Origin of the sequence: Hyphomicrobium sp. CS1GBMeth3, assembly GCF_900117455.1 — a bacterium.
GTDB lineage: Bacteria > Pseudomonadota > Alphaproteobacteria > Rhizobiales > Hyphomicrobiaceae > Hyphomicrobium_C.
Window position 1 is genome coordinate 1,781,586 of the sequence record NZ_FPHO01000003.1, and the last position, 17,397, is coordinate 1,798,982.

17 protein-coding genes are annotated in these 17,397 nt (G+C 63.5%); 13 read left to right on the top strand and 4 right to left on the bottom strand.

From position 1 onward, the window contains the following. The first annotated feature begins 777 nt into the window (after window positions 1-777). Window positions 778-1,185: an 8-oxo-dGTP diphosphatase MutT gene (gene mutT, locus CS1GBM3_RS15680; protein ID WP_072396410.1), complete on the top strand. Its 408-nt coding sequence runs from the start codon at window positions 778-780 to the stop codon at window positions 1,183-1,185. An 11-nt stretch (window positions 1,186-1,196) separates the two neighbouring features. Next, window positions 1,197-1,712, top strand: a complete 516-nt coding sequence (locus CS1GBM3_RS15685; RefSeq protein ID WP_072396411.1) for a GNAT family N-acetyltransferase — start codon at window positions 1,197-1,199, stop codon at window positions 1,710-1,712. On the opposite strand, the gene CS1GBM3_RS15690 is transcribed toward CS1GBM3_RS15685, so the two are convergent. Further along, window positions 1,709-2,596, bottom strand: coding sequence for a methyltransferase domain-containing protein (locus CS1GBM3_RS15690; protein ID WP_072396412.1), 888 nt, complete (start codon window positions 2,594-2,596; stop codon window positions 1,709-1,711). The genes CS1GBM3_RS15685 and CS1GBM3_RS15690 overlap by 4 nt on opposite strands. Window positions 2,597-2,763: 167 nt before the next feature. On the opposite strand from CS1GBM3_RS15690, the gene CS1GBM3_RS15695 reads away from it, so the two are divergent. The 4 genes from CS1GBM3_RS15695 to CS1GBM3_RS15710 all read left to right on the top strand — a co-directional run bounded on the left by CS1GBM3_RS15695 (window position 2,764) and on the right by CS1GBM3_RS15710 (window position 5,312). After that, a complete protein-coding gene (locus CS1GBM3_RS15695) occupies window positions 2,764-3,564 on the top strand; it encodes a ComF family protein (protein ID WP_244534670.1) in 801 nt (266 codons plus the stop codon). Window positions 3,565-3,746: 182 nt separating this feature from the next. Beyond that, complete coding sequence (gene grxC, locus CS1GBM3_RS15700) at window positions 3,747-4,010, top strand: glutaredoxin 3 (RefSeq protein WP_072396413.1); 264 nt, start codon at window positions 3,747-3,749, stop codon at window positions 4,008-4,010. A 4-nt stretch (window positions 4,011-4,014) separates the two neighbouring features. Beyond that, window positions 4,015-4,881: a carbon-nitrogen hydrolase family protein gene (locus tag CS1GBM3_RS15705; RefSeq protein ID WP_072396414.1), complete on the top strand. Its 867-nt coding sequence runs from the start codon at window positions 4,015-4,017 to the stop codon at window positions 4,879-4,881. Next, the gene (locus tag CS1GBM3_RS15710; RefSeq protein ID WP_072396415.1) at window positions 4,881-5,312 is read left to right on the top strand and encodes a DUF1178 family protein; all 432 of its coding nucleotides are present in this window, start codon (window positions 4,881-4,883) and stop codon (window positions 5,310-5,312) included. The genes CS1GBM3_RS15705 and CS1GBM3_RS15710 overlap by 1 nt, the downstream gene beginning before the upstream one ends. Before the next feature lie 9 nt (window positions 5,313-5,321). Here the strand turns inward: CS1GBM3_RS15710 and CS1GBM3_RS15715 are convergent, their stop codons facing one another. Continuing rightward, window positions 5,322-6,350: a protein-glutamate methylesterase/protein-glutamine glutaminase gene (locus CS1GBM3_RS15715; RefSeq protein ID WP_072396416.1), complete on the bottom strand. Its 1,029-nt coding sequence runs from the start codon at window positions 6,348-6,350 to the stop codon at window positions 5,322-5,324. Window positions 6,351-6,643: 293 nt separating this feature from the next. On the opposite strand from CS1GBM3_RS15715, the gene CS1GBM3_RS15720 reads away from it, so the two are divergent. Next, the gene (locus CS1GBM3_RS15720) at window positions 6,644-7,036 is read left to right on the top strand and encodes a response regulator (protein ID WP_072396417.1); all 393 of its coding nucleotides are present in this window, start codon (window positions 6,644-6,646) and stop codon (window positions 7,034-7,036) included. Window positions 7,037-7,118: 82 nt separating this feature from the next. On the opposite strand, the gene CS1GBM3_RS15725 is transcribed toward CS1GBM3_RS15720, so the two are convergent. Further along, entirely contained in the window at window positions 7,119-8,099 is a 981-nt protein-coding gene (locus CS1GBM3_RS15725) for a KpsF/GutQ family sugar-phosphate isomerase (protein WP_072396418.1), read from the bottom strand. A 254-nt stretch (window positions 8,100-8,353) separates the two neighbouring features. On the opposite strand from CS1GBM3_RS15725, the gene CS1GBM3_RS15730 reads away from it, so the two are divergent. From CS1GBM3_RS15730 to CS1GBM3_RS15750, 5 genes are all read left to right on the top strand, one after another. After that, a complete protein-coding gene (locus CS1GBM3_RS15730) occupies window positions 8,354-10,336 on the top strand; it encodes a polysaccharide biosynthesis protein (protein ID WP_244534671.1) in 1,983 nt (660 codons plus the stop codon). Between the two features lie 136 nt (window positions 10,337-10,472). Continuing rightward, a complete protein-coding gene (modB, locus tag CS1GBM3_RS15735; RefSeq protein ID WP_072396420.1) occupies window positions 10,473-11,177 on the top strand; it encodes a molybdate ABC transporter permease subunit in 705 nt (234 codons plus the stop codon). Next, window positions 11,174-12,298, top strand: a complete 1,125-nt coding sequence (gene modC, locus CS1GBM3_RS15740) for a molybdenum ABC transporter ATP-binding protein (RefSeq protein WP_072396422.1) — start codon at window positions 11,174-11,176, stop codon at window positions 12,296-12,298. The genes modB and modC overlap by 4 nt, the downstream gene beginning before the upstream one ends. Next, entirely contained in the window at window positions 12,295-13,113 is an 819-nt protein-coding gene (gene cysQ / locus CS1GBM3_RS15745; protein ID WP_083567663.1) for a 3'(2'),5'-bisphosphate nucleotidase CysQ, read from the top strand. Before modC ends, cysQ begins: the two co-directional genes overlap by 4 nt. Window positions 13,114-14,350: 1,237 nt before the next feature. Then, window positions 14,351-15,346 carry a hypothetical protein gene (locus CS1GBM3_RS15750; RefSeq protein WP_139247941.1) on the top strand — a complete coding sequence of 332 codons (996 nt, stop codon included), beginning with the start codon at window positions 14,351-14,353 and terminating at the stop codon, window positions 15,344-15,346. Between the two features lie 63 nt (window positions 15,347-15,409). Here the strand turns inward: CS1GBM3_RS15750 and CS1GBM3_RS15755 are convergent, their stop codons facing one another. Further along, window positions 15,410-16,312: a hypothetical protein gene (locus CS1GBM3_RS15755; protein ID WP_072396425.1), complete on the bottom strand. Its 903-nt coding sequence runs from the start codon at window positions 16,310-16,312 to the stop codon at window positions 15,410-15,412. 41 nt (window positions 16,313-16,353) lie between these two features. On the opposite strand from CS1GBM3_RS15755, the gene CS1GBM3_RS15760 reads away from it, so the two are divergent. Beyond that, window positions 16,354-17,310 carry a tyrosine-type recombinase/integrase gene (locus CS1GBM3_RS15760; RefSeq protein ID WP_072396426.1) on the top strand — a complete coding sequence of 319 codons (957 nt, stop codon included), beginning with the start codon at window positions 16,354-16,356 and terminating at the stop codon, window positions 17,308-17,310. The last annotated feature ends 87 nt before the right edge of the window (window positions 17,311-17,397 follow it).

Here is a 17,397-nt window from a genome sequence, read left to right on the forward strand (position 1 = left end):
TCGCGCATGGTGAAAAATTGCGCGCGAGAGATAATTCAGGACCGTTCCCCTGCGGAAGCTTCTGAAGCAACATAAGAAAAATATTAAGATCCACCGACGGCATTGCGGCGCAACATGACGCCCTCGCCGCCGCGAAACGATATTGTGGCGAAATTGGGAATGGCCAGTAGAGCAGATATATTTTTTGTTGTATTATATTTTTGTTTCGCGGGTGAGGGGTCACCGCGAAACGGAACTGGCACCGGCGAAGGGTGGGCGGCTTTGCGCGGTGTGTGAGTAGCGTGCGGGGTTTGTCGTGTTATGTTTGCTCGATCATTTTTAATGCTGGTGGCAGCCACCTTATTGGGCCCGGCTGTCGGTGTCGGACTTTTTGTCCTCCTCAACACCATGTAGCAAAAGATCGCCGCATTCCTTGATGCGGGCACGATTTATCGTGTCTCTCAAGGCGATTTGGCATGGTCTGGTATTGCGGCGGCATTTCCAATGAAAGCCATGGCGCGTCGTCAACGCGGCGACGAGGTGGCCGGCTTCGCATTGTTTTGGCCATTAGCGGCGAATTAGAACCGCGCGCGGCCCATTTGCCCGCGGCTTGGAGGGCGGCCCTTTCGATTATTGGCTCGGCGCCGCCCTGGCCGAGCGACTCCCGCCGTGTCCTTGCGTTCAGCGAATCCGGATTTGTCACGCGCCGCCCGGCCGCATAGTGTCCGGCGCGCATGCCCCGCGCTGCTAGCCCTCCACGCGGCGGACACTCCATCTCACGAAGGTCCAGATAAGCTTATGAGCAAACCCATTCTCCTGGTGGCCGCCGCGGCACTCGTCGATCCCGACAACCGCGTTTTGATCTCCAGGCGGCCGGAGGGAAAGTCGCTCGCCGGCCTGTGGGAGTTTCCGGGTGGCAAGGTCGACGCGGGAGAAACCCCCGAGGAGGCGTTACGCCGCGAGCTGATGGAAGAGCTCGGCATCGATGTTTGCGAGACGTGCCTCGCGCCATTCACGTTCGCGAGCCATACCTACAATGAATTCCACCTCTTGATGCCGCTGTTCCTCTGCCGCAACTGGGAGGGTGACGCGGAGCCCCGCGAGGGACAGGAGATCGCCTGGGTCCGCGCAAAACGCCTTGCCGACTACCCGATGCCGCCAGCCGATGCGCCGCTGGTCCCCTGGCTGCGCGATCTCCTGGGCTAGGAGCGGACGCCATGCAGGTCGATCTCGAGCGCGGAGTGTGGCGGCCGGCGACGGAGCGGGACCTTCCGGCTATCGTCGCCATCGCCGACGAGATCCACGTCGCCTATCCGGAGGACGATGCGATCATTGCCGAGCGACTGCGTCTGTACCCCCGCGGTTGCGCGTTGCTCGAGGTCGCAGGCAAGCCGCTGGCCTATACCCTCACCCATCCCTGGCACTACGCCGAGCCGCCCGCTTTGAACGTCATGCTCGGCGCGTTGCCCGAGCACGCCACGACCTATTACATCCACGACATCGCGCTGTTGTCCGAGGTGCGTGGCATGGGGGCGGCCGGCGCCATCGTGAAAGCCATCATCGCCGAGGCCGAGGCGGCCGGAGCCCCAAACCTGTCGCTCGTAGCGGTGAACGGGTCGGTGCCGTTCTGGAGCCGCTTTGGCTTCGTCGTCACCGAGGAGCCGGCGCTGACGAAGAAGCTGCTGACCTACGATGCCGACGCGCGCTTCATGGTCCGCCGGATCGCTGGTTAGAGCTTCCGTTCCGGCACGCCAAGCGCGTCCGCGAGCCGGCTCTGCGCCGAGCCTGGTTTCAGCGGCTTCTGCTGGCTCTCGTGCGGTGCCCACGCCGTCAGCGTCAGGATCTCGAACGTCGCCGGCACGCGCCCACCGGGCAACGCGAACCGTTCAGCATAGATCTCGGCAGCGCGCATCAGAAGCCCGCGCGTCACCGGCACCCGGCGCCGGTCGGCCAGCATGTTGGAGGCACCCATGCCCTTGATATCGCGCATCAGCGCGATCGGGTCGGCATAGGTAACAGCCACCGTTTCGGAATCGGCGACGGGCAGCGCAAAGCCTGCGCGCTGCAACAGCCCCCCAAGGTCGCGCACGTCCGCGAACGGTGCCACGCGCGGCGACGCCCCGCCTGTGAGTTCGGCTTCGGCGGCGAGCCAAGCGTCGCGCAGCTCGAAGAGCGTTTGCCCGCCGAGCAGGGCCGCGAGCAACAGTCCGTCGGGCTTCAGCGCGCGGCGGACCTGGATCAGCGCGCCAGGCAGATCGTCGAGGAGATGCAGCGCCAGCCCCGAAACCACGAGATCGAGCGACTCCGGCGCGAACGGCAGTACGTCGAGCGCTGCCGCAACGCGCGTACCCGGCGCTTTGGCCAGTAGCGCCTCCGCCGGATCGAGTGAGATGAGACGCCTGACGTTGGGCAAGTCCCCGATGCGCCGTCCCACGACGCCATGGTGCGAGCCCAGATCGACGGTCACGCCGAAGTCGCGCCGGACGATGGCGAGCCGCTCGGCCAGATCGTCCGCGACGCGCGCGAGAAGAAAGTCGTGCGACGCCGCCTCGCTTGCGGCCCGGTTGCGCCGGGAGGTCAGCAGGGAGGTGTCGAAAATGGCGTGTGGCTCGGACATCGTAAGGATACGGAAGCTTTTCGTTGCAACGCGCCAAGCGTGGTATCGGTCGGTTTCAGTCTAGACCATGATTGCTTCCGACCCTACCAGTCCGAAGCGTGAGTCATTGGTCTGATCAAGAGTATGAGCGCGTTCGCGCTCTAGCATGCGGCCCGGGAGGGCGAAGCGTGGCCGAGTGGAGCACGGAGAACGACGCCGGATCGGACGGCATGCCCGCGCCGCCGGGCCTGTTCCGCCGGGCGTTCAGCGCCTTGTCCGATCTCGTCATGCCGCCGGTTTGCCTCGTCTGCCGCGAGCCGATCGGCGCACACGACGCACTTTGCGCCCGCTGCTGGCGCGACATCGAGTTCATCCGTCCACCGCTGTGTGATCGGCTCGGAACGCCGCTTCCGTTCGACACCGGCGCCCCGATGATCTCTGCGGCCGCCGCAGCCGATCCGCCGCCCTACAACCGGGCCCGCGCCGTCGCGGCCCACACTGGCTCCATGCGCACGCTGGTTCATGCCCTGAAGTTCCACGACCGCCACGACGTGCGCCGCCTTTTGAGCAGATGGCTCGTCGAGGCCGGCCGGGAGCTGCTGGTGGAGACGGAGATAATCGTACCGGTGCCGCTCGCCCGCCGCAGGCTCCTGGCCCGGCGCTTCAACCAAGCGGCCGTGCTGTCGGCCGAGATCGCGCGCCTGACGGGCCTGCGCCATGAGCCGCTACTGCTCGCGCGGACACGGGCGACGACAAGCCAGGTCGGCCTTTCGCGGGGGCAGCGTCAGCGTAACGTGGCTGGCGCCTTTGCCGTCACCAGCCGCCTCGCGGCACGTGCGCAGGGACGCAACATCTTGCTTGTTGATGACGTTATCACCACCGGTTCGACGGTTGGCGCGTGCGCGCGGGCCCTGCGCCGCGCGGGTGCCGCGCGCGTCGACGTGCTCGCCCTGGCGCTGGTCACGGACCATGCCCATAGTCCGTCGTGAAGGCGGTAAACACTGGAAAAATGCCGCAAATCGGTGTGACATGACGCAGAGCCGCACTTTCCGGCCGAAAGCTTAGTCGCTACATTTGGATAAGAGGATCGCTTCGGACCTGTCCGCAGCGGGGCTCGATCGGATCAACACGGATTTTGAATGCGGCCGGCGGACGAGGACGCTCGGGAGACATGCCCAAAGTCACGATCTACACCAGCACGCTTTGCCCCTATTGCCACATGGCAAAGGAGCTGTTGCGCGCCAAGTGCGTGTCCTTCGAGGAGGTGGACGTGACGGGCAAGGCCGAGCTAAGGGCCGAGATGACGGCCAAGGCCGGGGGGCGCTACACTGTCCCGCAGATCTGGATCGGCGATCGACACGTCGGCGGCTGCGATGACCTGATGTGCCTGGAGCGCAGCGGCAAGCTCGATCCTCTTTTGTCCGCGAGCCACTAAGCCAATGCCCACCGATACGACGACCTTCCGTGCTGGCCTCGTCCAGATGTGCTCCGGACGCGATACCGCGCGCAACGTACGCGACGCGTCTGCCTTGATCCGCGAGGCGGCCGCGGGTGGCGCGCACTACGTTCAGACGCCCGAATGCACGAACATCATGGAACTCGATCGCGAGCGCCTGTTCGCCGCCACCGAGCCCGAGAGCGCCAATGCCGGCCTGCAGCAGCTCGTTGACCTCGCGCGCGAGCTTAAGATCTGGCTGCACCTCGGCTCGATGGTGATCAAGGCGAGCGAAACAAAGCTCGCCAACCGCGCTTTCCTGATCTCGCCCAAGGGCGAGGTGACGGCGCGCTATGACAAGATCCATATGTTCGACGTCGACTTGCCGAACGGCGAGATTTACCGCGAGAGCAAGAACTATGAGCCGGGCACGCGCGCGGTCGTGGCTCAGTTGCCGTGGGGCGGGCTCGGCTTCGCGATCTGCTATGACCTGCGCTTTCCCTATCTCTTCCGCGCGCTCGCCCATGCAGGCGCGTCGTTTTTGACGGTGCCGGCCGCCTTCACGCGCGTGACGGGGGAAGCCCATTGGGTGGCGCTGCTGCGCGCGCGCGCCATCGAGGCGCAGTGCTTCGTCCTTGCCGCGGCGCAAGGTGGCGTGCACGAGCACGGGCGCGAGACGTTCGGGCACAGCTTGGTCGTCTCGCCGTGGGGGCAGGTGATTGCCGAAGGCGGCGTTCACCCGTCAGTCATTTTCGCCGATATAGAGTCGGGTCTTATCGAGGACGTCCGGTCACGGGTGCCGTCCTTGCGGCACGACAGGACGTTCGAGATTATTGCGGCGGATGGAAAAACCGGCGCGGAGGTCGTGTGATGATCAAGTTCAGCCTCGTGTGCCGGGACGGCCATGAGTTCGAGGCCTGGTTCAAGAGCGGCGCCGCCAGCGAGATGCAGATCGCCGCCAAGCAGGTCACGTGCCCGCATTGCGGTGATACCGCTGTGGACAAGGCCGTAATGGCGCCGGCCATCGCCCGTCGTGAGGATCGGCCCGCGGCGGCGGCGGCCCGCCCGGCCGCAACGCCGCCTCAGGCGTACGTGCAGTTCCTGCGCAAGGTTCGCGACGAGATCCACGCCAAGGCGGAATACGTCGGCGGTCGTTTCGCCGAAGAGGCACGGCGTATCCATTTCGACGAAAGCGACGCGCGCGGCATTTACGGCGAGGCGACGGCCGAAGAGGTCAAGGAGCTGGCCGAGGATGGCATCCCGTTCATGCCCGTGCCGCGCTTGCCCGAGGACCTGAACTAGTCTCCTAGATCAGCAGCCGAGCGCCGTGCGTATGCGCGGGCCGATCTGGTCGAGCGGCAGCACTTCGTCGGCGCCGCCCATTTCGAAAAGCGTGCGCGGCATGCCGTAGACCACGCACGAGGCTTGATCCTGCGAGATGTTGAAGCCGCCGAGCTTGTGCAGCTTGGTCATTTCAGCGGCGCCGTCGCCACCCATGCCCGTAAGCATGACTCCGAGCACGTTCTTGCCGAACGCGCCGCGCGCGCTCTCCGCCAGCACGTCGACCGACGGCTTGTAGAGGCTCTCGCCGTGGTCCGCACTGATCCGGATTTCGGTCGGGGTCACGCGCGTCTGCATGCCGCCGGGGGAAATGTAGATTTTGCCTCTGGTGAGCGCCATTCCATCCTCGGCTTCGACCACCGCCGGCTTGCAGAGATCGTTCAGACGCTGTGCCAAGGCCTTGGTGAAGTTGGGCGGCATATGCTGGGCAACAACCACGGGAACGGGAAGCGTCTCGGGAAGCTGCGAGAGGACGGTCTGCAAGGCCTGGGGCCCGCCCGTGCTCGAGCCGATAACGCAGATCTTGGCGTTGATACGCGCGCCCGCGGCTGCCCGGGAAGGGGGCGCGGGGCGCAAGGCGACGACGGGCTTCGGAGCGGAGGCGCGGGTTTTCTGCGCTTTGGCCTCTACGGCAGCCAGAAGCTTCTCGTGAATCCGATCAACGCCGCGCGACTTCGGAATGAAGTCGACTGCGCCGAGCGCAAGCGCTTCGAGCGTAATGGCGGCGCCTTGCTCGGTCCGGGCCGAGAGCATCACCACCGATGCCGGGCTCAGACGCACGATCTCGCGCAGCGCATCGAGCCCGTTCATGACCGGCATGTCGATGTCGAGCGTCACCACGTCAGGCTTGAGCGCGAGTGTCTTCTCGACGGCGTCCCGCCCGTCCACGGCGGTGCCGACGACCTTGAAACGCGGATCGGATTCGATCTTCGGCGGCAGCACGCCGCGCATGAAGGGCGAATCGTCGACGACCAGCACACGGATGAGCGGATGGGACATGCGCGCTTCCTTGTCGGCTCCGGGTGCGAAGGCCGGGCCTGCTTCTTATTGGGCTCTGACGCATGCGCGAAAAGCGCGCAAGGGTCATCATCCAAACGCATGGTTAACCCGGGAGAGGTTGCGATTCCGTTACGCCGTGCCGCAGGCGCGCGCCGCGGCGGGTCGGAAACGGGCACTTAACACTATCGCAAGCAATATGCTCGCATACTCACTAGGCATTGCAGAGCGCGGCGCGTTCGGCCTCCGTGGGTTGGCCGTTTGTTGACGCGATGTCTTTTTAGGGGATGTGGGTTATGAGCGCGAACGACATGCCTGTACTCGTCGTCGACGATTACAGCACCATGGTGCGGATCATCAAAAAACTCTTGAAGCAGATCGGTTTCGAGAATGTCGACGATGCCTCGAGCGGCGAGGCGGCGCTCCAGAAAATCAAATCCAAGCAGTACGGCCTGATCATCTCCGATTGGAACATGGAGCCGATGACCGGCTACGAGCTTCTCAAGGTCGTGCGCGCAGATCCCGAGATGGGCAAGACCCCGTTCATCCTCGTCACCGCCGAATCCAAGCAGGACAACATCAACGCCGCCAAGAGCGCCGGCGTCTCGGGCTACATCATCAAGCCGTTCAACGAGAAGGTCCTGAAGGAGAAGATCGACCTCGCGCTGGCTGCTCCCGTCGCGGCCTGATCTCAAAACGACGGGCAAAGACTTGAAGACCCCGGACCTCGTGGTGCCGGGGTCTTTTATTATGCGCGCCAGGGCCTGCGCCTTACATGTAGCCGCGCTGCATGAGGTCCTTGGAGTGCAGTACGTCGACCACGCTCTCGCCGTCCACGACGACGATGTGGGCGATCCGCCGCTCCTTCATCAGCGTGACGGCGCTGCTCATCAGATCCTCGACGCTGACTGCGACGGGCCGGGTCGTCATGATTGCCTGCGCCGTTTTGGAGAACATGTCGGGAGAGAAGGCGCGTCTGAGGTCGCCTTCGGTGATGAGGCCGAGCAGGCGGTTCGTGCCGTCCTCGGTGACCACGACGCACCCGCGCTGGCCTTCTGCCATCTTGATGACCACGTGCCCGAGGAGTTCGGTCGGCAGGACCGTCGGCACCACATCCTTGAACTCCTCGGTGTAGCGACGCACGGACGAGAGCAGGAGCCCGAGCCGCCCGCCGGGGTGCAGCTTTCCGAAATCGGCGTCGACGAAGGCGCGTCGCTCCATCAGCAGCACGGCGAGCACGTGTCCGGCCGCCAGCGTGATGATCACCGACGATGTCGGTGCGAGATTGTTCGGGCAGACTTCCTTGACCGGCGGTAGGCGCAGACAGATATCGGATCGCTGCGCCAAACGGCTTTGGTCGTTGGAGGTCATGCATATGACTTTGGCGCCGTTGGCGGCGCAGAAGTCGAGCACCGGGAACAGTTCCTTCGTCATGCCGGAGTTGGAGATCGCGAGCACGACATCCTGCCCAGTGATCATGCCGAGATCGCCGTGCGAGGCCTCGGCGGCATGCAGGAAGAACGAAGGCGTTCCGGTCGAGGCGAACGTTGCCGCGAGCTTGGCGCCGATGTGCCCCGATTTGCCGACGCCTGTGACGATAAGACGTCCCACGCAGGCCTGAATAAGCCCCACTGCCTTGATCAGGTTGTCGTCGAAGCTGTCGCGCAGGAGCGACATGGCTTCGATCTCCTGGTCGATGATGGAGCGAGCGCGCTCGAGAGCTTGGGCCGCGTGTTCTGCTCGTATCGTCATTGCCAGGAGGGGGTTCGCTGCTGAGGGAGAGGGTTACTGATCATCGCCGCTTACCTCTGTCAAGAAGCCCGGCTGAGCGGAAATCCCCCGGCGCGGCAGCGTTATGCTCGATCGACATCTAACTCGGCGCGTGGAAATATGAGAGTTTTGTGACGGACGTTCAAATACAAACAGACGTAATAATACATCGGCGTATGGCCGTATTGTTTGCTAGATAAGGACTCTTGGAGGAGAGACACGCGGGGGTGGGTGAAGTGGGCAGAAGCACGGGGGCGAGAAGGCCGTCTCTTGTTCGCCTTCGCGACTGGATTCTGGCGCTGCCACGCTACCCGAAGCGCGCCGCGCTCGTCATCATCGATCTTCTGACGCTCTCTGCAGTCCTGGTCGCGGCGCTATGGCTCCGTTACGGCGTGATCTTTATGCCGCCGAACGTGATGACGGGGCTGTTGCTCGCCGTGGGGCCGGTGCTGACGACCGCCATCCTCTGGCGGTTCGGCATCTACCGGCTCGTGACGCGCTTCATCGGCCGGCGCGGTAACGTTCAGATCTTGGCTGCCGTGGCGCTGTCGGTGCTGATCTGGGCGCTGACGCTCTTTATGCTCGGCCAGCATGGCATCCCGCGCACCGTCGTTATCACCTATGGTCTCGTAGGCGCATCGGCGATCATCTCGATACGTGCGCTGATCCGAACCCTCCTCGATGCGACGGCTGGCTCGAGGTCCGACATTCGTGCCAGAAAGGACGCCGCAACGCTGATTTATGGCGCCGATCAGGTCGGCATCGCGTTGCTGCGCGCGATCCAAACAGCGCGTGATCGCCACGTTGTCGGTTTCGTCGATTCCTCGCCGAATCTCTGGCGCCAGTACGTCAGCGACCTCAAGGTTTACCCGCCGCACCGCATCGGCCGTCTGATCGAGCACGAGAAGGTGCGCGAGGTGTTGATCGCGCTGCCGGGGGATCGCCGCCAGGAGCGTCGGCGCGTGCTCCAGGAGCTCGAGCGGTTCCCGGTTTCGGTGAAGATCCTCCCGACCTACGAAGATGTCGCGTCGGGCCAGGTGAGTCTCAACAGCCTGCGCGCCGTCGAGGTCGGCGACATTCTTGGCCGCGACGCTGTCACGCCCAACGTCGACCTCATGAACCGCTACACGACGGGTCGCTCGGTTCTCGTCACAGGAGCCGGCGGCTCGATTGGCTCGGAGCTCGTCCGCCAGTTGGCTGTGCGCTCACCCCGCGTGCTCGTGCTTCTCGATATTTCCGAGAGCGCGCTTTACACGATCGAGCTTGAGATCCGCCGGCTATTTGCCGACAAGCCGGATCCTCCGGAGCTCAAGGCCGTGCTGGGCTCCGTTGGTGACTCCCGCCTTCTCGACCAAGTCGTCGTGGAAAACGGTATCGAGGTGATCTACCACGCCGCGGCCTACAAGCACGTGCCCATGGTCGAGGTGAACGCGTTCGTCGGGCTCGATAACAATGTCTTCGGCACCGTGGTCGCTGCCCAGGCCGCGAGCAGGCACGGCGTGGAGCGCTTTGTTCTGGTATCGAGCGACAAGGCCGTACGCCCGACCAACATCATGGGTGCCAGCAAGCGCCTGGCCGAGCTTGTGCTGCAAGCCGAGGCTGTCGGCAATACGTCGACCGTGTTTACGATGGTCCGCTTCGGAAACGTGCTCGAAAGCTCGGGCTCTGTGGTACCGTTGTTCCGCGAGCAGATCCGCCGCGGCGGCCCCGTCACCGTCACGCATCCGGATGCGACCCGTTTCTTCATGTCGATTCCCGAGGCGGCCAGCCTCGTCATCCAGGCTGGGGCCATGGCCAAGGGCGGCGAGGTCTTCGTGCTCCACATGGGCGAGCCCGTGCGCATCGATGATCTGGCGCGCCTCATGGTTCGCCTCACCAACCTCGAGGTGCGCGACGCGGCCAATCCCGAGGGCGACATTGAGATCGCCTACGTCGGATTGCGGCCCGGCGAGAAGCTCTACGAGGAGCTTTTGATCGGGGGAGCCGCGCATACGGAAACGACCGAGCACCCGCGCATCTTCAAGTCGGATGAGCCGAGCCGCATTCGCTCCGAGCTCTATCACGAGCTGGGGCTCCTGAAGCAGGCCATGGAGATCCGCGACAAGGCGGCGGTCCAGGCCATTCTGACGCGCACCGTCGAAGGCTACCGGGCGAAAAGCGACAACGCCCCCTCGCCGCAGGACACGCTGCGGGAAATCGGCACACAAACCATCCATTAAGCTGCCGGGCAAAGCCTCTCTGCGTCATGCTCACCGGATTGCAACGTTGTATTGCACAAAATATTGCGCCCCAAGGAGCGATTGGGCATTTTGATCGGCTATAGTGAAGCCCTCCTACGCCGAAGCCGGAATTGTCATGGGCCTCGAGGCCATTACCCCCGCAGAGATCGTCGCCATCAAGCTCTCGCTCCAGGTCGCGAGCGTCGCGGTCCTCGCGAGCTTGCCGGTGGGCATTCTGGTGGCCCACGTGCTGTCGCGCGGGGCGTTCAGGGGCAAGGCCGTGCTGGATGGCTTCGTGCACATGCCGCTCGTACTTCCGCCTGTGGTGACTGGCTACGTACTACTGATCCTGTTCGGCCGCCGCGGCCCTATCGGTGCCTTCCTGGATCAGACGTTCGGCATCGTGCTGTCGTTTCGCTGGACCGGCGCGGCGCTTGCCGCCGCAGTCATGAGCTTCCCGCTGATGGTACGGGCTATTCGCCTCTCGTTGGATGCCATTGACCGCCGCAGCGAGGAGGCCGCCGCCACCCTCGGGGCGTCTCCCCTTTGGGTGTTCGCCACCGTGACCTTGCCGCTGGCGCTGCCGGGGATCATTGCCGGCACCGTGCTCGCCTTCGCCAAGGCGCTCGGCGAGTTCGGCGCCACCATCACCTTCGTGTCCAACATCCCCGGCGAGACACAGACCATTCCGTCCGCAATCTACACTTACACGCAGACGCCCGATGGCGAAGCCGGCGCCCTGCGGCTTTCGTTGATCGCGGTCGCCATCTCGTTCGCGGCCCTCATCGCCTCGGAGCTTCTGGTCCGTCGCTCCACACAGCGAAGGGCCGGTTTCGAATGATCAGCTTCGCGTGTCGCCTCACTCGCCCGCGGTTCGTGCTCGACGCGGCGTTCGAAACGCCCGGTGGCTGCTTGGCGCTGTTTGGCGTCTCGGGCTCCGGCAAATCCACGATCGCCAGGCTCTTCGCCGGCATCGAGCGCCCGGACCATGGCCGCATCGTCATCGACGGACACGTGCTGGTCGACACCGCGGCCCGCACCTGGGAGCCGGTCCACAAGCGGCGCATCGGCCTCGTCTTCCAGGACGGCCAGCTCTTGCCGCATCTCTCGGTACGCCAGAACCTTGCCTACGGCCGCTACTTCGCGCCCAGCGACGCAGCGGGCGTTGCGTTCGACGAGGTCGTCGATCTGCTCGGCATCGGCCATCTGCTCACCGCGCGTCCGCCCACGCTGTCGGGCGGCGAGCGCCAGCGCGTTGCCCTCGGACGTGCGCTGCTCGCCAAGCCGCGCTTGCTCGTCATGGACGAGCCGCTGGCCGCCCTCGACACGGAGCGCAAGCAGGAGATTCTGCCTTTTATAGAGCGCCTGCGCGACGAGGTGAGGCTTCCGATCATCTACGTCTCCCATGCCGTCGACGAGGTCGCGCGCATCGCCAACCGCGTAGTGCGGCTCGCTGCGGGGCGCGTCGTTGCCGAGGGAACGCCGTCCGAGGTCTTCGCCGCGCACGTACCGGAGACACCCGCCGAGCGCTTCGAGACGGTCTCGTTCCTGTCCGCCACACCGCTGCGCGAGAGCCCCGAGTTTGCCGTGTCGATCCTGGCCCATCCGGCCGGCGAGATCGTGATCCCCGCGCAGATCGGCCCGGACGCCAGCACGGTCCGCGTCGCCATCCAGGCAACTAACGTGTCGCTTGCAACCGAGCCACCCCGCGGCCTCAGCGTGCGCACGGTGCTCGAAGGCCGCGTGCAGGCGATCACAAGCGGATCAGGCCCCTCGGCCGTCGTCACCGTCGAGCTCAGAGGCGGCGACAGAATCCAGGCCTATGTCACGCGTCAGGCTGTCGCTGCACTGGAAATTTCCGAGGGCAGGCCGATTTACGCCCTCGTAAAGACCGTTTCGATTGACGAGCGTGGCTTGGGGCGGTTCGATGGCGGGAAAGGCAGCAAGGTAAGGTCGCAATGATGGGCATGCTCGATCTCGGCCCGGACGCCCGGGCAGAGATCCTGAAGGTATTCACTCAGGCGGTATCGCGTGCGGGTGCCATCATCCTCGCCCATCGCGCGCAAGGCTACACGGTCGAGACCAAGGCCGATCTCTCGCCTGTCACCATCGCCGATCGTGAATCGGAGGCCGCGATCCTGGCCGAGGTTCACCGCGTGCTGCCGGGCATCGCCGTCATCGCCGAGGAATCCGCTGCCAGGGGCCTCGAAGGCTTCGATGCCGTGGAGCCGTTCCTTGTCATCGACCCCATCGACGGCACCAAGGAGTTCATCGAGGGCCGCTCGGAGTTCACGGTCAACCTGGCGCTGATCGTCGACCGCAGACCGATCATCGGCATCATTTACGCGCCGGCGCTGGAGTCTCTCTACGTCGGCGCGTTCGGCGACGCGTGGACCGGCTGGCTCGCCCCCGGCGAGGATTTGCGCGCGCTCCGCGGCCGCCGCCCGCTGCGCTGCCGGCAGCCCGAGGCTGAGCGCTTCGTCGCCGTCGCAAGCCGCAAGCACCTCGATGCCGAGACGCGCGCCTTCCTCGACGACCTGCCGGGCGACGAGTGCATCTTTCGCGGCTCCTCGATCAAGTTCTGCATCATTGCCGACGGGCAAGCGGACATGTACCCGCGCTTCGCACCGACGAGCGAATGGGATACGGCGGCGGGTGAGGCGATCCTCGTCGGAGCCGGCGGCTCCCTCAGAGATCTTGAGGGAAAGCCGCTCGTCTACGGCAAAACCGAAACCGGCTTCCTCAATCCCGGCTTTATCGCCCGCGGCCTCGGATAAGCCCTGTCGACAGTCTGCTATCGATGAGTCACTAGAGATGTTCTTAGGGAATTTGCATCTACGAAGCCGATGAGAGGCTCCGGACCGTCAAAAAGGTTCCAAACGCCTCCTATTCTCATAGGACAAATGAACCCCTTCAGCGACGACCCCGGGGGTGGGCCTCCCAGCTCTGGATGCGTGGGAGGCGTCCGTCATCCAGTTTCAGATCCCGTGAGCGCTCGGTATTTTCAGGCGGATGCATGCCTGCTTCACTGTGCTTTTGTTGTTCCTTGTGAGGTCGTGGGAACAGCCCTATCAAGTGCGGATCTGAAATATGCATCCAACACCCGTCCTCGATATGCTCAGGGCGCCCACATCTTGAACACGCGCGCCGGTTATTGGGGCGTCCTATGTATTCCCATCGGTGAACGCCGACCCAACATAACAAGCACTTCATGTGCTCCCCCATATGCTCAATCCGTACAGTGAGCATATGCGAGGGGCCTAGGCAATCATATAAATGATATAGAGCAGTTATCCTTTGCAATTATCCACGGTGTGTTTCGCACGTAAATCGCACCGAATAAGTGCCTCTGACCCATCTCCTCGATTTTTTGTGAGCGATTACTTGAAGCTGATGCGGATGCAGATGATCCTTCACTTCATTAAAACGCCTTTCTGAAAGCAGCCCACCATTGCAGGGAGCGTGCCCTCTCCGTAGGCGTCGTCTACGTGGGCCGGGTGTGACCCCAACACCCAGGCTGCCCCCAGCTTGGGAGAAATATGTCGGTATCTCCTTTGTCCCTGCTTTGCGGTAGCTCAGTTGGTAGCCGAGCATCTTCATCCGAGCGAATGCGAGGACGAGGAGCGAAGCTTTAGCGAGCGACGAGGGTGCGAGGCATAGCGAAGCGAGAGCATGCGAAGCTCCGCAATCCACCGAGCGCTAGGTCATTACAGGACCACGACATGGCTGGTTATTGCACAGCGTCAGCCATGCGAGAGATCAGCTAACTGTTTGAAGGAAATGGTGCCCAGGGGCGGACTGACTGATCCAAACGATTTCAAAAGCCTAGGGCGCAGTGGGAAAGAAAATCCATCTGCGCGTTGCCACCACGTCTCGCGGCTGTCTTTCCCACTTTTCCTCAAACAGTGATTCCAACGCCAAAGCACCCCGCTTGTATCGATGCCTGTTTTTAAGTGCCGCCGGATTGACGACGACGATTTTCAGGTGTGCACTGATATTTTTTTGGGGGGCCCAATGGAGTTGGACAAGGCGTTGCAGGGCATCAGAGAGCCACCCGGCTCTCTGAAAGAGCGAGCAGTTCAGAGGCACCTCGATGAGTGGGCGAGTGAAGACGCTCCCAGCTTCAAAGTGCAATATGCAAAACTCCTTTCCGACCTTATTAGGCGGGCGCCGGAACGAGACGAGATCGAGATTGAGGGGGCCGTCTACGAAGCTGGCGCTTTGGTCTTCGGCTTTGCGCAGGCTTGTCACGTCGAAACCTATCTAACTCAGCCGCTTGTGCGACCAAAAGAGATTTGGCGACATAGGCAGGTCTCTGCGTCGGTAAGGGATGGATACACGAGTCCTGAATACAGTCATGGTAATCTAGAGGATTTGGCTGGCGTGGCGGAATCCTATATCGACAGCGAGTTTCAGTCATCCACGTTCGAAGTACTTATTGTCGACGCGATAATTGCGACCGAGATAACGTCCTTTGCGGAAGAGATAAAGCGAAGTCCATCCCGTTTCTTCAAGAGAGCCTCTATGTTTTCTCTATGGTTTGATTCTGGCGAGTACGGCCGCTACGTCATGTCGAAGGGCGACTCCGGCAAGCTAATGTGGCTCACGCTCAAGGATCGTCTTAGGAGCGCAATAGGCATTATTGGCTTTCTTTACGTTTTGCCATTGGCGCTTGCATGGCTTGCGGCTGAGTACCAGTACAATGAGTTGGCCGCGATCATCGCTCTGTTTGTAGTGGTCGTTTTTATTTCGAGATGCGCACTCCGGCTTTTGCGAGTTGTTAAACGCCTGCTTTCTCGAGAAGCGGACCCTTTGACCAAGGTGTCCGCCCTGGTCGGCAAGATGACGCAAGCATACGATGAGCTTAGAGCCGGCGAAGCATCGAGCCCCCAGAGGGTCAGGGAGCTGCTCGTTCGTGCCGCGGACGATGGAGCTGTGTGGCCACCGGTCCTCTTTTCAATATTGGACCGCGCCATACAGCGAGGGCAGGGCAATTGGCGCGCGGCCTAGTTTGTCGCAACAGCGATGCCCCGCCTCGAGGGGCGGGGCCCGGCCAGTTTGTCTAGTACGCTCTCAGTCTGTCGCGACTCTCCGGTGTTCCGGCACGATCGCCTTGCACCGTCCGACCGTCCGACGCTCCGGAATGCTGCCGTCTGCTTCCCATTCGCGCAGCCAGTCCGAAACGGTCGAACGCGGCACGCCGAACAATCCGGTGAGCGCCACGCTGCTCGGTACGCTCCGTCCATCCGCGATCTCACCGCGGATGTAGTGGCGAACCTCGGCCTTGCGACCGTCCGAGCGTCCGTCCGGTGCGCTGGGCTTCGGGCCTTTCGGCATCCGGACAATCCGCGTGCCGCCTGCCGGACGATCCGGGCCTGTCGGCGCGCTCAGTGCCTGATGATCGAACACGGCCGGAAAGTCGGACTGTCCGAGCACGTCGACCGGAGCCTTGCAGCGCTGGGCAACGGTCGCCCGATCGGACCGGGCGAAGATCACGGAGCCGAACGTTGCCACGAAGACAACGGCAGCGCCCATGATCCAGGCCCACCAGCCGCCGATCGCCGCTTCCTCGGTTGAGACGGCCTCAGGGCGGGCGAGGCTGCCGAGCTCGTCGCGAAGGCGGGCAACCTCCGGCTCGAGCTCCGTCTTGCGCGCCGCTGCGCCCCGTTCCTTGTAGAGCGCAAGGATCGGCTCGCAGTAGGCTTGCGTGTCCGGCTTGGTGGCGTCCTCGCATTGTGCAGAGCGGCGCCACAAGGCAGCGTCGATCTTGAAGTTGCGGACGTCGGCCTGAATGACCGAAACCGGACGCGGATTGCCGAGCGCCTCGAGTTCGGCCGCAGCGCGCTGGTAAGCGGCCTCGGCGCGATCGTAGGCACCGCGGGCGCCCCCTTCGTCCGCCACCTTGGCACGCTGGGCCTCGAGAATGTGCGAGACCATGGCGGTTGCGGAGACGGCGAGCAGGAGCGCGGCCGCCAAGCCGGCGAAGAAGTATCAGGCCAAGTCCAAGAGTTGATGCCATGAACGAACTCACCGTCAGCCAAGCTGCCATCCCGGCCGTCGCGGAAACCCCCGCGGAACGGCTCTACCGGGCGTTCCTGGAGAGCCAGACGGCGAACACCCGCGCGGCCTACGCCAAGGACATCGATTTCTTCGCCTCGTTCCTCGGAGAACCGAGCGCGGCTTCCGCCATGAGCCACCTGCTCGCGCTGAGCGGAGGCGACGGGAACGCGTTGTTGCTCGACTACCGAACGCACATGGTCGACGCGAAGCTGGCGCCGTCGACCATCAACAGGCGCCTGTCCGCGATCCGCTCCGCAGCGAAGCTTGCGCGCACCATTGGCTTTTCCAATTGGGAGCCCGAAGTGGCCGGACTCAAGGCCCAGGTTTATCGGGACACAACAGGTCCGGGGCTCGAGGGCACGCGCACCATGATCGAGATCGCGCTGACGAATACCCATCCCGGCATTGCTGTTCGGGACGTTGCCCTCATTCGCCTTATGTTTGATCTCGCCCTCCGCCGCGGTGAATGCGTATCCCTTGACCTCGAGGATCTTGACCTTGCCGGCAAGCGGATCTGGATCCTCGGCAAAGGCAGGAAGCAGAAAGAGGCGCGCACGCTGCCAGACAAAACTGCCGTAGCTTTGACTGCCTGGCTCGATGAGCGCGAGAAATATGCGGCGCCCGAGCAGCACGCGGTGTTCATCAGCCTATCCGGGAACTCACATGGCCGGCGCATCACCGGTCGCGGCGTGCATTGGGTCATCGCCGGCGTCGGCGCCGATTCCGGTTACAAGACGAGACCGCACGGTCTACGGCATGCGAGCATTACCACCGCTTTGGATGTAAACAACGGCGACCTGCGGGCTGCCCAGCAGCATGCGCGCCATGCCAATCCGCAAACAACGATGCGGTACGATGACAATCGACGCGATCTCGCCGGCAAGGTCGCCGAAAGCATTGCGAACGTGCTGTGAGGTGGACGATGGCGCGCCAGCCAGCGGGAAGGCCGGCATTGTGCCAGACGCCAAAAAGGGACGGAGCCTCATACGCTCTTACAAAGC

What these genes read in the sequence shown, in the direction of transcription:
- CS1GBM3_RS15710 (WP_072396415.1), top strand. Translation starts at nt 4,881, where the DNA reads ATGATCAAGTTCAGCCTCGTGTGCCGGGACGGCCATGAGTTCGAGGCC.
- cysQ (WP_083567663.1), top strand. Translation starts at nt 12,295, where the DNA reads ATGATGGGCATGCTCGATCTCGGCCCGGACGCCCGGGCAGAGATCCTG.
- CS1GBM3_RS15715 (WP_072396416.1), bottom strand. Translation starts at nt 6,350, where the DNA reads ATGTCCCATCCGCTCATCCGTGTGCTGGTCGTCGACGATTCGCCCTTC.
- CS1GBM3_RS15725 (WP_072396418.1), bottom strand. Translation starts at nt 8,099, where the DNA reads ATGACGATACGAGCAGAACACGCGGCCCAAGCTCTCGAGCGCGCTCGC.
- CS1GBM3_RS15690 (WP_072396412.1), bottom strand. Translation starts at nt 2,596, where the DNA reads ATGTCCGAGCCACACGCCATTTTCGACACCTCCCTGCTGACCTCCCGG.
- CS1GBM3_RS15685 (WP_072396411.1), top strand. Translation starts at nt 1,197, where the DNA reads ATGCAGGTCGATCTCGAGCGCGGAGTGTGGCGGCCGGCGACGGAGCGG.
- modC (WP_072396422.1), top strand. Translation starts at nt 11,174, where the DNA reads ATGATCAGCTTCGCGTGTCGCCTCACTCGCCCGCGGTTCGTGCTCGAC.
- CS1GBM3_RS15760 (WP_072396426.1), top strand. Translation starts at nt 16,354, where the DNA reads ATGAACGAACTCACCGTCAGCCAAGCTGCCATCCCGGCCGTCGCGGAA.
- modB (WP_072396420.1), top strand. Translation starts at nt 10,473, where the DNA reads ATGGGCCTCGAGGCCATTACCCCCGCAGAGATCGTCGCCATCAAGCTC.
- CS1GBM3_RS15750 (WP_139247941.1), top strand. Translation starts at nt 14,351, where the DNA reads ATGGAGTTGGACAAGGCGTTGCAGGGCATCAGAGAGCCACCCGGCTCT.
- CS1GBM3_RS15720 (WP_072396417.1), top strand. Translation starts at nt 6,644, where the DNA reads ATGAGCGCGAACGACATGCCTGTACTCGTCGTCGACGATTACAGCACC.
- grxC (WP_072396413.1), top strand. Translation starts at nt 3,747, where the DNA reads ATGCCCAAAGTCACGATCTACACCAGCACGCTTTGCCCCTATTGCCAC.
- CS1GBM3_RS15705 (WP_072396414.1), top strand. Translation starts at nt 4,015, where the DNA reads ATGCCCACCGATACGACGACCTTCCGTGCTGGCCTCGTCCAGATGTGC.
- mutT (WP_072396410.1), top strand. Translation starts at nt 778, where the DNA reads ATGAGCAAACCCATTCTCCTGGTGGCCGCCGCGGCACTCGTCGATCCC.